This is a genomic window from Bacillus sp. S3, from assembly GCF_005154805.1.
Lineage (GTDB): Bacteria > Bacillota > Bacilli > Bacillales > Cytobacillaceae > Neobacillus.
This window is the reverse complement of sequence record NZ_CP039727.1, coordinates 1,229,527-1,243,261: the sequence shown is the minus strand read 5'-3', so window position 1 is coordinate 1,243,261 and position 13,735 is coordinate 1,229,527. Positions and strand designations below refer to the sequence as shown.

Sequence of the window (13,735 nt, the reverse complement as noted above, 5' to 3'; positions counted from 1 at the left end):
TCTTGGAGGCTGCATTTTTGTGATCGATTCTTAATGACCGATATAACGGGCATTTGGAATCAATTCTTTCCACTCCTGATAGGAAATAACGGTGTCCCAGTGACCCGTTATTTTGGCGATTCCAATTACCACGAAGAACAGAACAAAGAAGGTAACTGGAATGAACCATTTATTGGACTTTTTACCCGCAACCGTCATGTTCAAAGTATCCTTAACCGGACAGGCTTCCACACAAGACATGCAGGCGGAGCAATTCAGTGAGTTCACCTTTTCAAGCTTATGAACCTGCAATCTTTGCGGACAAACCTTTGTACACATTTCGCAGTTTGTACAGGTGTCTTCATTTCGCTCAATTTTGGTGATTCTAAAGATAGAACCTAGACCAATCAAGGCACCATACGGGCATAAGAAGCGGCACCAAAAATTTCTGAAGAATAATGACAGAATAAAGACGACAATTATAAACTTTAATGTAAAGCCGCCAATATTTAAGAATAGTAATAACATTTTCACGTCAGAAACTTTATTATAAGGATCCACGAGAAAGCTTTTTGCACTAAAGATATCCATTTGAAGAACCATTGCGATAAAGAATAAAAGTAAGACATATTTGATCGGTGTTAAAAACCAAACAAGCCAGTGGGGCATGTCAAAGTTTCTTTTAAACAACTTCCTGCCAAGCCAGGCAATTAGTTCGTTTGCCGTTCCAACAGGGCAAATCCAACTGCAAAAGGATTTACGAAAAAGAATTCCGGCCCCAACAAAAAATGAGAGCAGCACAAGCCCTGCTGGATGAATCACATCAAAATCTCCACTTGTCAGCCAAACCTTCAAAGCAACCAAGGCACTGATTGGCAAAAACCCCTCAACAGCGGATGGCCGTTCGACAAAGGGGGTTCTTCCATCGGTTACAAAATGCTGATAAAACTGATAAAACTGCAGGCCCACATATAGTAAAAACAACAGAAACACAGCCTGGACGATATATCTTGTAATTTGTACGGGCTTACGTTTCAACTGTTTTCGATACCATGCTTTTGACTTCATACCGTTTCCTCCATTCTTTCGTTACCTTAACTATAATTAACGGAAAAAACAGGGTATGTGATATAAATCATCGAAACCGTTCATTTCAAAAAGATGTCACATTAGCAACTTAATTCTGTCAAAAAAAATTTTATTTTTGGTAAATTAACTACGTAAGCAGTTTACACCACTTGCTACCCTTGGAAGATAATGAATGAAAGAAGGCTTCAAAATAGCAAATGCCAGTGGATTATTAATTCCACTGGCATTCTCTTATTTCTCTACGTCAAAAACGATGTTATTTTGCTTCCTGGCTTCTTCTGTAATTCGCAGAACTATTTCACTCCAGCCCTTTAGCTGTTTATATTCTTGATCATCGTTCGTTTCAATTATTTGGGCAATATTGATACACTCGTATACCATGTCTTGTTCTTCCTGTGCGGTACCTAATCGTTTCCTTTCCTTTTTATGGCTGTCAATAAAGGTGATCTCGGAAATTGGCGCTGCATCTTCAAGGACAAATGTCCCCGCTTCTCCGTGGATTTCACATGGAAGTTCGGAATGGGAGATCTTTGAACATAGAATGGTACAAACGAATTCCTCATACTCCAATACAAGCGTGCCGCTTCCATCCACACCGCTGCTTAACAACACCGGATGATAGGTAACTTTCTTTGGCTCACCAAACAAACCTACTGCTACATACAGCGGATACACGCCTAAATCAACGAGCGCTCCACCTGAGTATTTCGCAGAGAAAATATTTGGCACCTCCCCTTGCAAAAATAAATCATATCGGGAGGAATATTGAATATAAGGAAGTATCGCACTTCTCAGCTTTCCAGCTAAATGAAGCTGTTCCTTTAAAATTTTAAAATTAGGTGTATGAATATTGCGAATGGCTTCGAATAAATATACTCCATTTTCTTCAGCTGTTTGGTATGCCTCTTGCAATTCAGCCGTATTTGAAAAAATTGGTTTTTCACAGATGACATGTTTTTTATTTTTCAAAAAGGTTAATGCTTGTTCAAAATGGAGGGAATTAGGGGAAGCGATATAAACAGCCTGAAACTCTTCGCTTTTCGCCATTTCTTCCACATTCGTATAATAGTACGGTGCTTTAAATTGATCGGCAAGTTTCTTCGCCTTCTCCTCTGTCCGTGAATAAACGCCAACTAAACGAAGTCGTTCGCTTAGGCTTGCCGCCTTTATAAAGGATTCAGTAATCCACCCTGTTCCAACTGTAGCAAAATTTAGCATAATACTTTCCCCCTTACACTTTTTATAAATCCCATTTTAGCTTTTTTCTGCCATCCTGACCAATTTAAATTGAAATTTTTTCTATCTTAGCCTGTTTTTCTGCTGAATTCTAGGGAACAATGGAAAAATATCAGGTTTTGTGGTATTTATAGATAATAGAGATTTGAAGAAAGAGGTTGAAAAGGGTGGAAAATCAAACAGGTAATTTTATTAAAGATATTATCATAAAAGATTTAGAATCAGGTAAGCACCAAGAAATCGTCACTCGTTTTCCTCCAGAACCAAACGGGTATTTACATATAGGACATGCAAAATCAATCATTCTAAACTTCGGATTAGCAGATGAGTTTAATGGGAAAACGAATTTGCGGTTTGACGATACCAACCCTTCAAAGGAAGATATCGAATATGTAAATTCCATCAAGGAAGACGTAAAATGGCTTGGTTTTGAATGGGATAATTTATATTTTGCCTCCAATTATTTCGAGGAAATGTACAATAGAGCCATTCTATTAATTGAAAAAGGACTGGCATATGTTGATGATCTGTCTGCTGATGAAATCCGCGAATATCGCGGCACACTGACGGAACCTGGAAAGAACAGTCCATACCGCGAGCGTTCCATTGAGGAAAACCTGGATTTATTTAAACGGATGCGCGCTGGTGAATTCGACAATGGCCAGAAAGTTCTGAGAGCCAAAATTGATATGAGCTCACCAAATATCAATTTGCGCGACCCGGTTATTTATCGGATTTCCCATACATCACATCATAACACGGGGGACAAATGGTGCATTTATCCGATGTATGCTTTCGCACACCCATTAGAAGATGCGATTGAAGGTGTTACCCATTCGATTTGTACGATCGAATTTGAGGATCAACGCCCGCTTTATAATTGGGTTGTCGAAAAGTGCGAAATGGCGAACACACCACAGCAAATTGAATTTGGCCGTTTAAACGTCTCCAATACCGTGATGAGTAAACGGAAGCTTAAACAATTGGTAGACGAAGGCTTTGTGGATGGCTGGGATGACCCGAGGATGCCAACCGTCTCCGGAATGAGAAGAAAAGGGTTTACCCCTGAGTCCATCCGTGCCTTTGTAAGCGAAACCGCTGTTACGAAAAATAATAGTACGGTTGATTCACAAATGCTTGAACACTTTGTCCGCGAGGATTTGAAATTAAAGGCACCACGGACAATGGGTGTGATTAACCCATTAAAGGTAGTCATTACGAATTACCCGGAAGGTCAAATTGAATTGCTCGATGCCGAAATCAATCCGGAGAATCCAGAAATGGGCATGCGTAAAATCCCATTTTCCCGTGAGGTTTATATCGAAAAAGATGATTTCATGGAAGATCCGCCAAAAAAATATTTCCGCTTGTTCCCAGGTAATGAGGTTCGCTTGAAGAATGCCTATTTCATTAAATGTGAAGAAATCATTAAGGATGCAAACGGCGAGGTAGTAGAACTGCGCTGCAGCTATGATCCAGAAACAAAATCCGGCACCGGCTTTACTGGCCGAAAAGTAAAAGGAACCATTCATTGGGTAGAAGTAACCCATGCCGTTCCTGCTGAATTCCGTTTATATGAACCGTTAATTTTGGACGAAACGGAAGAAGATGCTGACGAGGGAAAAACATTCCTTGATCATGTCAATCCAAACTCATTGGAAGTACTGCAGGGCTTTGTTGAACCAAACATGAGAGAAAGCAGACCACAGGAAAAGTTCCAATTCTTTAGACACGGCTACTTCAACGTCGATCCTAAGGATACAACAGTGGACAAACTAGTGTTTAACCGGATTGTTTCATTAAAAAGCTCCTTTAAACTATAAGAACAATGTTAACGTAGAAAGAGGATGTCCATTAAGACATCCTCTTTTACTGTTGTGTAGAAATGGGTACTTCCAAGATGATTTTGGTTCCCTTCCCTGGTACAGCGTTAATGGTAAGTTCACCGCCAACAGAGCGAGCTCTTTCATCCATGCTGAATAGACCGACTCCAGACGAACGCTCATCCATGTTAAACCCCTTCCCCTTGTCTTCAATCATTACCCGTACCACATCATCCAGCTCTCTAATAATCACGGTGGCGTCCGAAACTTCCGCATATTTACGAATATTGGTCAACGCCTCCTGAATAATTCGGTAAATTGTCAGTTCTATACTGATATCTAGGCGCCGGTTCAAAACGCAATCAAAATAAACATCGATATGGTAATGGTCTGAATAACGGGATAAATAGGAACGGATGGCTGGTACTAAACCAAGGTCATCTAAAACAGACGGCCGCAGTTCCCAGGAAATTTCGCGGATTTCCTCAATTAATTGGGTTGCTTCCATTTGCATCTGGTCTAGCAATGGATGATCCATTTGAGAATGGAGCCGGTTGATGGTTATAAGGTGGCTATAAAGATTTTGCCCAATTCCATCATGTAAATTTCGTGACAAGCGCTTTCTTTCCTCTTCCTGTACATCAATGATGGTTGTCATCATTTTCTGTAATTCCTGTTCTACACGCTTTCGCTCTGTAATTTCGTAGCGAATCGCTACATATTGATATGGCTTACTCTGTTCGTTTAAGAATGGAACAATCGTTGTATCAACCCAATAATAAGTTCCATCTTTTGCTAAATTGCAAATTTCACCTTTCCAAACCTTCCCCGTCCCAATCGTTTGCCACATCTGTTTAAAAAAGTTCCGAGAATGATAACCGGAATTGATAATTCGATGGTCCTGACCCAAAAGTTCTTCCCGTGAATACTTGGAAATATGGCAAAATTGATCATTCACATATGTAATCATACCCCTTGAATCAGTGATCGCAACAATCGAAGATGCATCAAGGGCAAATTTATAATCTATCAGTTCATTTTTTGTTTGCTGAATTTCTCTATCCATTTCCATCCTCCGCATCACAAAACGTGCTCTTTTAAAAATTGCTCCAAGGATAGCGCAGCTTCCTTTACCTGATCCTGCTCCGCTTCATTAAAAGAATAGCTCTCTCGTTTTCCCACGAGCAATACTCCTTTAGGAACAGAATGAAAAAATAAAGGAACCGCATAAGAGGACACCAGTTTTTCAGCAAGTGCGATAGGATAATCGGTCACTTTTCCTAAAATATCCTGTGGAAAGTTTGTCATCATCATCGGGCTGCCACTTGAAATCACTTTCCCGGCAATTCCTTTTCCGAAACGGACCGTTATTCGTTGGTACTTATCATTTAAATTGCCCGCTGCATAAAGCCACCTGACGTCAGGTCCAGATTCATTTTGGAATGCAAGAGCGACAAAATCGCTATTCACTTCAGTCATCAATTTATTACATAAGTCCGTAACTGCTTCCAAATCCTTTATTTCTTTCATCAGAGGCAATTCTCCTTAAATACCATAACCTAATAACCCCTTTTTAACGGCATATTCCACTAACTCAGGCCGGGTTTTCATTTGCAGTTTTTCCATCAGGTTTCCTTTATGAGTTTCAACCGTTTTCACACTAATCACTAGCTGCTCCGCTATTTCCTTGTTGGAATAACCTTTCGCTATTAATGTTAAAACCTCTTTTTCACGATCGGATAAAAGATTATAGGTATCACTGCCATCTTGTTTAAGGCTGCCCAAATATTCTTCCATTAACCTTTTCTGTGCTGATGGATGAAGATAGGCATCGCCAGCAGCAACGGACTCGATCGCCGCCATTAATTCATCATGCGGTGCACTTTTTAAAATACAGCCTGATGCTCCGCCTTGAATGGCACGGAATAAGTATTCCTCATCATCATGCATCGTAAGTATTAATATATTTATTTTAGGTTTTAACTTCTTCAATTCTGTCGTTGCCGACAGACCATCTTTTCCATGCGGCATGCTCAAGTCCATAACCACAACATCCGGTTCGAGCTTTACAGCTTTTTTAATTCCTTCATTTCCTTCAGAGGCCTCCCCGACAACTTCCATTTCGGGATTAGTTTGAAGGAGCATTCTTAAGCCGCTTCTAACAACAGCATGGTCATCAACCAATAGGATTTTTATCAATTCTTTACTCTCCTTTAATTCTATATCGGCAGAGATAGTTCAATAGATGTACCTTCCCCTATTTTAGATGATATGGTGCAGTGTCCGCCAGTTAGAAGCATTCTTTCTTTCATGGCTGCAAGACCCGGTGAATGATAAGCGTCTTCCTGTTCCAAAAGCTGAAATCCTCTACCGAAATCGTGTATTGATATCTTTAAATCATGAATGTTCCAGACAAAATTCATTTTTACATTAGATGTATCCGCATATTTCGCAATATTTGTAAGTGCCTCCTGGCAGACACGGAAAATAGCGATTCTATTTCTTTCAGGAATCGTTTTTTCCTCACCCGTCGACTCCAAATCGACTAATATGCCAAATGTCGAAGTATATAGTTTAATATAGCTTTTCATTGCGGGAAGTAAACCGAGAGTTGTTAAGGAAGGTGGATGCAGTTCAACTGAAAGCAGCCTTATTTCCTGAATCGTCTTTTCAATCAGCATTTCCATTTCGCGTACATAATTTTTCATGTGAGGTTCTTTGGCTGTTGATTCAACAAACTGCAAGCCTGTTAAAATACTGTACAGATTTTGGCCGACACCTTCGTGCAGTTCTAATGCAATTCGTTTTATTTCCTCTTCTTGAGAATGAATGATATAGGAGCTAATCTGCTGCTTTGCATGTAAATTCTCCAATTTTACACCACCTTATTTAAAAAAAAGCCAGGTTCTTAATTAAAAGACCTGAACCTTTTTTAGTGTCTAGTTCCAGCGCCCAGCGGCTAGTAGACTTCACTAAACGGGCACTTACGCTTTTTTTACTGTATATGTTAATCCACTTTCGGGGTCTGTTGCTGACCATTGATCTTCCGTCTCTGTTACACGACTTGCAAGCGGCACAGCGAGAAAATAAAAATCGTCAAAGTAAAATCGGATATGTGTTTCATCCGGGCAATATTGAACCTTCTTCACCGTTTTCTTCACAGCAGGTGCCTGGTCGCCACCCTCTTCGTCATGGATGATAATCTCCACAGATTCACCGGCAAAGCGCTTTACATCCTCTAATTTAATGGGTTCCACAGCTGTTACATCCTCTCTTAGCAGGATAGATGAACATTTTATATCCCTGCAGATACTCCCAAAACTTCTCACCTGCATGTTCCTCGATAAACTTAATCGTTTCTTCTTCTGAGCCCCAATCACTCATTCCCTTTATTTCAGCTACAACCATCTCGGCACCATCCATTGTTTTTTCTTCTAAAAACCAATTCAGCCGTTTTTTTTCAAAGGTATCTTTCAATAATTCATCAATTTCAGCTGCAAAACCGCCTGATTCCGGTCTTACAAAACAAAAATCAATATAGGTTTCACTAGTCATTGACATTCACACCTTTTTTATAAATAAGGAAGGCCACTGGAAATAAAATCACATTCACGACTGCAGCAATGATGGTGTTTGTGTAATTTTCATAAAAGTATTGATGAACCATATATTGTGTAAAAATAATGTTTAACATCAAAACAGCTAGAAGGAGTGCAACAGGAAGGTAACTACGCTTCATAACGTTTCACCCCCACGGCATAAACCGCACCGTTTTCTACCTTTACATGAATTTCAGGCAGCGGACGTCTTGGAGGCCCTGCGGTAGGCGCACCTGTTTCGACATCAAATTTCCCGTGATGACAAGGGCAAAGCATTTCTTGTTCGTCCTTTTTCCAAAATACTGGGCAGCGAAGATGGGTACATGCATTTTGATAGGCCACGTATTTTTCCTCGGAAAGGCGAATTAATATTGCGCTGTCATGCTCTCCAGGGAAAGCGAAATCAACCGCATCCCCAATCGGCAATGAACTAACATCAGTAATTTTCTGCTTCGGATATTTTTTATCCCCAAGGCCATTTAATTCTTTTGCCGCCAGCACTCCCCATGGAAGGGAGGATACCGCGAACACACCCGCTGCACCAACAAGTGTTTTCATGAATCCTCGGCGGTCTAATTTTCTTTCATTGTTGCGATTTATATTATGTGTATAGTTATCTTCATTGAACGGGATTTTATTATTTTTATCTGACATCCTAATCCCTCCTAAAACAGTTTAGTGACGCCCTGAAGAATACCAGGGAGGTTCACTTTAACGTTAGTTTCGCCTTCTAAGTAAGGCATGCTTGTTACCCATTTACCATTATCTAAATTAAATTGCTTTTGTTTTGCTTCTATTTCTTCATCCGTTAACCATTGGAGTGTGTTTGATGGACATACACTTGCACACATTGGCGGAATGCCGTCCTTTGTACGGTCGATGCACAAATCACACTTATACATTAGATTCTGCTCTGTATCAAACTTCGGTATACCATACGGGCAGGCAATCGTACAGTTTTGACAGCCAATACACTTCTCGACAAGTGCTGAAAGGACAGCACCTGTTTCATGAATTTGGATGGCCTGAGCAGGGCAGCTTCGTGCACAGGCCGGGTTCACGCAGTGAAGGCACATAAGAGGCATCGTTTGACGGTTAACAAGCGGGTTAACATCGTAAACATAGTTACGGTTACGTTCCTCATGCCCTCCGCACTGTGTACAAGCCGCCAAACAAGAGCGGCATCCTATACAGTTTTCAAGTTCTAAATAAAGCCTCTTTTTCATTTACTGCACCTTCTTCATTTCTAATTTTTCAATCTGCGCGGCACACGCCTTAAATTCCGGCATCCGTGACATTGGGTCAAGTGCGGCAATCGTTAAGAGATTAATAGATTTGTCATGACCAAAATGGTATGGCACAAATACAGTATCTTTCCGGATGGCTTCAGTAATTTTCACTTTATATTCCGCTTCGCCTCTGCGTGTATAAAGGCGGACATATTCTTCATGTTCAATATTGTATTTCGCCGCTGTTTCAGGATGTACTTCCACATATGGCTCTGGGCACATGTCACGTAAAAATTGAATCCGGCGAGTTTGGTTCCCCGATAAATAATGATAAACGACACGTCCGGTTGTTAAGCGCAATGGATACTCCGCATCAGGCTCTTCTGCCGGCGGGCGGTATGGAAGGGCGCAAATTTTTGCCTTTCCATCTGGATGATAGAATTTTTTATCCAAAAACATATGTGGTGTTCCTTCGTCGTTTTCATCCTTACAAGGCCAGAAGACACCATCTTGTTTGTCGATTTTATCCCATGTTGCACCATAGTAATCGGCATAACCGCCTTTTGATGCTAAGCGGAACTCATCCGCCACATCTCTCGCTGTTTTTAAATGGGAGAAGTACTTTCCTCTGCCAAGGTATTCTGCAAGCTCCGCTTGAATCTGCCAATCAGGCTTTGATTCACCAAGTGGCTCTTGGGCTTTATTGATCTTTATAATCCGACCTTCTAAATTTGTTACGGTTCCTTCATCTTCTGACCAAGTAACCGTTGGAAGCACAACATCAGCAAATTCTGCTGATTCTGATAGATAGAAGTCTGCACAAACCATGAAATCCAAGCCCTTCATAGCTTTACGGACAAAGTTTAAGTTTGGTGCAGATACAGCAGGATTCGAACAAAGCAAGTACATACTGCGAATCACTTTCTGCTCCATTAATTCAAACATTTCATAAGCTGAAACACCCGGCTGCGGCATTTCTTCTGGAGTAATTCCCCAAACCTGACATACTTCTTCAACATGCTTAGGATTCGTAATTTTACGGTAGCCTGGAAGTAAGTCTGACTTCTGACCATGTTCCCGACCACCTTGACCATTTCCTTGTCCTGTAAAAGTGGCAACCCCTGATTTTGGACGGCCAATTTTTCCAGTTACTAAAGCCATGTTTGTGTAAGCCGATACGTTGTCGACTCCTTTATGCTGCTGCTCAATCCCACGGGCAAACATCACAACAGCATTTGGTGCTTTTCCGTAAATTTCAGCAGCTCGAATGATCTTTTCAGGTGCGACTCCTGTAATTTCACTTGTATATTCCGGAGTGAATTCTTTCACCAATTCTTTTGTTTCTTCAAAGCCATTTGTATGATTGTTAACAAATTCTTCATCGGCATAGCCGTTTTGAATTAAAAGATTTAAAATGCCATTTGCAAGAGCTAGATCTGTTCCTGGTCTTAAATCTAAATGAACATCTGCTCTTCTGGCTATTGGGGTTTCTCGCGGATCGGCAACGATTAAGTATCCGCCTCTTTCCTGAACTGCCCAAACACGGAACATGGAAGTTGGATGGCATTCGGCAGTGTTGCTTCCCGCAATAAATAAACAATCTGTTTCATGAAGATCTGTCCAAGGTAATGTCGAACCACGGTCAACACCGAATGAACGAAGGAAACCACCTGCGGCACTTGACATACAGAATCTGCCGTTATAATCGATATAGCGTGTTTGCAGTGCGACACGTGCAAACTTACCTGTTAAATAGCATTTTTCGTTTGTCATCGATACACCACTGAAGACAGACAATGTATCTTTCCCGTATTTCTCTTGAAGTTCAGTAAACTTTTTCGCAATTAATTCATAAGCTTCTTCCCATGAAGCTTCGCGGAAGCCTTCTTTCGTCCCTTTAAGGGAGGCATCATCGCGAATTAACGGTTTTAATAAGCGATCATCATGGTTTGTTTGCTGGTAAGCAGTAACCCCTTTGGGACACATTTTTCCGACAGTAACCGGCCAGTCATAACGAGGTTCTACCCCGATAATTTTATTTGTTTTTGTATTCACACGTAGATTCATCCCACATTGCATGCCGCAGTAGCTGCAGTGTGTTTTAATAAGCGTCTCATTTGGGTGACGTACATTTTCGATTTCTTTAAAAAACTTATCCCTTTGCATTCTGGTTTGCCTCCTTGACTTTCACTTGATGCGTCGCGAATCCTGAGAATCTAGAAATCCGGTATTTTCTACGGCACGGCAGACATAATTCTGCGAGATTAAAGCCATCTTGCATATTGAATTCAATCTCATTGACGCCCAACACTTGAATAACATCGTTGGTTTGTTCTACTGATACAAAATGTTCTCCGCACACCTTACATTCTTTCATATGTTGTTCCCCATAATGTTCACGGTAGTTTCTTGCAAAAACGCTCATTGGCCGGAAAGGGATATGGGCAAGCTTTCCGAATGGCAGATAGATAAGTGTCACGATTACGGAAAATTGATGGATCAATGACATTTGCGGCTGCATCCAGCCATGTAAAACAACGTTTTGAAACGTTAATAAAAGTCCAGTAATTGAAATGAATAATAAAAGGTAAAGCGGTAAAAAATCGTACATAAATTTTTGCTCTGCTCTAGCCTGCATATTTTTCAAGCGGCGGTAAAGCGCCATGCAAACGCCAGCTGTAACCATGATTGCAGCAATGTTAAGGGCATTGTAAGATAACCATGCGATAATGCCATCGGCTTTTACTTGCATGATGTTCATTCCAAATAACACGATTGTATAGTAGCCATTGTCTTCCATCGTAAAATACATCCAGCTGAATACGAGCGGGAAAGTAACTAAGCACGCTAGGACGCAGCCCCAGCCAATTAAAATATGCTGAACCCAGCGGTAAAGTCCACGATTACGGATAAAATCGTAAATCGCTAAATGATTGACAGCCGTTTTAGGTGTGCTTTTTTTAAAAAGCAACTTAAAGCCCTTTTTGATAAAAAGTTTAGTTGGCGGTCTTTCGCCCCAGGCAATAAAGCGGTAGAAGAAACCGCCGATAAACACAATTGTTCCTACCATATATCCATATAGATTCAAATCGACATGTGTAAACATTCTTGTTCCGATAAACGTTAAGATCAGTAGTCCGACAACCGTTAGAAACATTGACTTCGCAAAATGGGATGCAAACGCATCATTAACTGAGCTTCCCGGTTTTTTAGGTATTGAAGTATTGGCCTGCATTTCATGCTCCTCCTCAAAAAAAATAACACTTCCTTTTTCTTACCCTTATTGTAAGAAAAATAGACGTGTTATCTATATAGGGGAACTCCCCCATCCTAGGGGGAAAAAACCCTGAGAAAAATCATTTTAGACAAAGGTTTGTCACAATTAGAAAAGCGCAAGCGCCCTGTTCAGCGGCGTATGGCCTGGAGCACTCCAACTGAGATAAAGGAAACACGAAGAGCCGGAGGCGATTCGATGTTGACTTATCGTAGGGCGGAGAGCGAAGGACACTAGCCGCTAGGGCGCTGGAGCTAGACAGTAATCAAAGTTCAAAAGCTAAGCCTTGCGGTATTTTTTTCTCCAAGAGTACAACAATAACAGCAAGAAAAGGCTAATCTGTAGTGAGAATATCACTGCATCCCAGAAAACAAGGCTTGTTGGTGATTCCATAAACCCTGGAAGCAGTATATGCCCTGCATGTAATATTTCCGGAATATAAAATTTTGCATATAAAACTATAGTTACTAGTACACCAATAACATAGAAGATGGAATATAAGAAGATCGTCTTTCGTTCGCTTTCAAATTCAACTTCGTCCAAGGGGTTTTTTTTAAGAAACGGAAACCATTTCCGAATGGTCTGGTTTGCATTTTCCATTAGATTGTAACAACCAGAAAGACTTTCAAAGACAAAATATAAATCTGTCTTCATATAAATACAGCATTGAAAGGCAACTCTCATAAAAATATCAAAAATGGCTAAACTTGTTAACCCCAGGGTGAAGTCATTTTGAAAAGTTAATTGACAAACTAGGACACTAAACAGGACTACCATATCGAAACAAAGGCCAGCTAAAAATAATACATTTCGATCTTTAGCCGCAAGTTTCCAACTCGCTGCCATATCCGTTTCGAAAACAACAAAAAACATTCGATGGCCAATCTCCAGCTTTGTCGGTAGGTTATAAGCTCTCATGGCCAAAATATGACCAAATTCATGGATGAGAACAAGTAAAAACGAGAATGTCATCCATAAGATTACATTTAGCATCATGATTTCGGAAACAAATATATCTTCATAATGGGGAAATAAGTTCGGCTTGACAATAAATAGGATTAAATTTGTAACGAATAAAATAATATAGAAAAAATAGGTAAACTTATTAAAGAAGAATCTTCCTATCCTAGGTGAGAGCCATTGAAAGTTGTTATCTTCCTTTTCAAGGATCTTTTTTTCAATCTTGATTCCATTAATTGCTTCAATTAGTTTCAATTCAAGTAATTGATTTGCAAAATCTAGTAGATTCACCTCTTCATCAGGATATTTTCCCTTTAGTTTTCTTTCTATCTCACCTAGTTGGTTCCCCTGATTGATCATATTAATCGCATCAATACAAACTGTTGGCATCTCATAAAATTCATCAGCAGCTATATCTTCAACAATATAATGTTTCTTATCTTTGCGAATCTCGATAGGAACTAGCAATAACGTTGAATTGAGTGTAAGGCTCATGTTAACACCCTTTATCTTGTAATTTATTAAAAATAAAGAAGGATGCGTAGC

15 protein-coding genes are annotated in these 13,735 nt (G+C 40.2%); 1 reads left to right on the top strand and 14 read right to left on the bottom strand.

The window, feature by feature from the left end; genetic code table 11:
- Nucleotides 1–30: 30 nt before the first annotated feature.
- Complete coding sequence (locus FAY30_RS05855; protein WP_149869000.1) at nt 31–1,047, bottom strand: 4Fe-4S binding protein; 1,017 nt, start codon at nt 1,045–1,047, stop codon at nt 31–33.
- Nucleotides 1,048–1,299: 252 nt separating this feature from the next.
- The gene (locus tag FAY30_RS05850) at nt 1,300–2,286 is read right to left on the bottom strand and encodes a Gfo/Idh/MocA family protein (protein ID WP_149868999.1); all 987 of its coding nucleotides are present in this window, start codon (nt 2,284–2,286) and stop codon (nt 1,300–1,302) included.
- Nucleotides 2,287–2,471: 185 nt separating this feature from the next.
- On the opposite strand from FAY30_RS05850, the gene FAY30_RS05845 reads away from it, so the two are divergent.
- Nucleotides 2,472–4,127, top strand: coding sequence for a glutamine--tRNA ligase/YqeY domain fusion protein (locus tag FAY30_RS05845; RefSeq protein ID WP_149868998.1), 1,656 nt, complete (start codon nt 2,472–2,474; stop codon nt 4,125–4,127).
- Nucleotides 4,128–4,173: 46 nt separating this feature from the next.
- Here the strand turns inward: FAY30_RS05845 and FAY30_RS05840 are convergent, their stop codons facing one another.
- From FAY30_RS05840 to FAY30_RS05785, 12 genes are all read right to left on the bottom strand, one after another.
- A complete protein-coding gene (locus FAY30_RS05840) occupies nt 4,174–5,193 on the bottom strand; it encodes a PAS domain-containing sensor histidine kinase (protein ID WP_223820910.1) in 1,020 nt (339 codons plus the stop codon).
- Between the two features lie 14 nt (nt 5,194–5,207).
- Complete coding sequence (locus tag FAY30_RS05835) at nt 5,208–5,657, bottom strand: GAF domain-containing protein (RefSeq protein WP_149868997.1); 450 nt, start codon at nt 5,655–5,657, stop codon at nt 5,208–5,210.
- A 15-nt stretch (nt 5,658–5,672) separates the two neighbouring features.
- Nucleotides 5,673–6,326, bottom strand: a complete 654-nt coding sequence (locus FAY30_RS05830) for a response regulator (protein WP_149868996.1) — start codon at nt 6,324–6,326, stop codon at nt 5,673–5,675.
- Nucleotides 6,327–6,346: 20 nt separating this feature from the next.
- A complete protein-coding gene (locus tag FAY30_RS05825) occupies nt 6,347–7,000 on the bottom strand; it encodes a sensor histidine kinase (RefSeq protein WP_149868995.1) in 654 nt (217 codons plus the stop codon).
- 111 nt (nt 7,001–7,111) lie between these two features.
- The gene (locus FAY30_RS05820; RefSeq protein ID WP_149868994.1) at nt 7,112–7,384 is read right to left on the bottom strand and encodes a hypothetical protein; all 273 of its coding nucleotides are present in this window, start codon (nt 7,382–7,384) and stop codon (nt 7,112–7,114) included.
- A complete protein-coding gene (locus tag FAY30_RS05815) occupies nt 7,371–7,682 on the bottom strand; it encodes a hypothetical protein (RefSeq protein ID WP_149868993.1) in 312 nt (103 codons plus the stop codon). The genes FAY30_RS05820 and FAY30_RS05815 overlap by 14 nt, the downstream gene beginning before the upstream one ends.
- Complete coding sequence (locus FAY30_RS05810) at nt 7,675–7,866, bottom strand: hypothetical protein (protein ID WP_149868992.1); 192 nt, start codon at nt 7,864–7,866, stop codon at nt 7,675–7,677. The genes FAY30_RS05815 and FAY30_RS05810 overlap by 8 nt, the downstream gene beginning before the upstream one ends.
- Nucleotides 7,856–8,380 (bottom strand): QcrA and Rieske domain-containing protein, encoded by a 525-nt coding sequence (locus tag FAY30_RS05805; protein ID WP_149868991.1) that lies wholly within the window; start codon nt 8,378–8,380, stop codon nt 7,856–7,858. Before FAY30_RS05805 ends, FAY30_RS05810 begins: the two co-directional genes overlap by 11 nt.
- Nucleotides 8,381–8,391: 11 nt before the next feature.
- A complete protein-coding gene (locus FAY30_RS05800; RefSeq protein WP_007086371.1) occupies nt 8,392–8,952 on the bottom strand; it encodes a 4Fe-4S dicluster domain-containing protein in 561 nt (186 codons plus the stop codon).
- Nucleotides 8,953–11,121: a molybdopterin oxidoreductase family protein gene (locus FAY30_RS05795; protein WP_149868990.1), complete on the bottom strand. Its 2,169-nt coding sequence runs from the start codon at nt 11,119–11,121 to the stop codon at nt 8,953–8,955.
- Nucleotides 11,108–12,190 (bottom strand): respiratory nitrate reductase subunit gamma, encoded by a 1,083-nt coding sequence (locus FAY30_RS05790; RefSeq protein WP_149868989.1) that lies wholly within the window; start codon nt 12,188–12,190, stop codon nt 11,108–11,110. Before FAY30_RS05790 ends, FAY30_RS05795 begins: the two co-directional genes overlap by 14 nt.
- Nucleotides 12,191–12,508: 318 nt before the next feature.
- Entirely contained in the window at nt 12,509–13,684 is a 1,176-nt protein-coding gene (locus FAY30_RS05785; protein ID WP_149868988.1) for a hypothetical protein, read from the bottom strand.
- Nucleotides 13,685–13,735 lie beyond the last annotated feature (51 nt).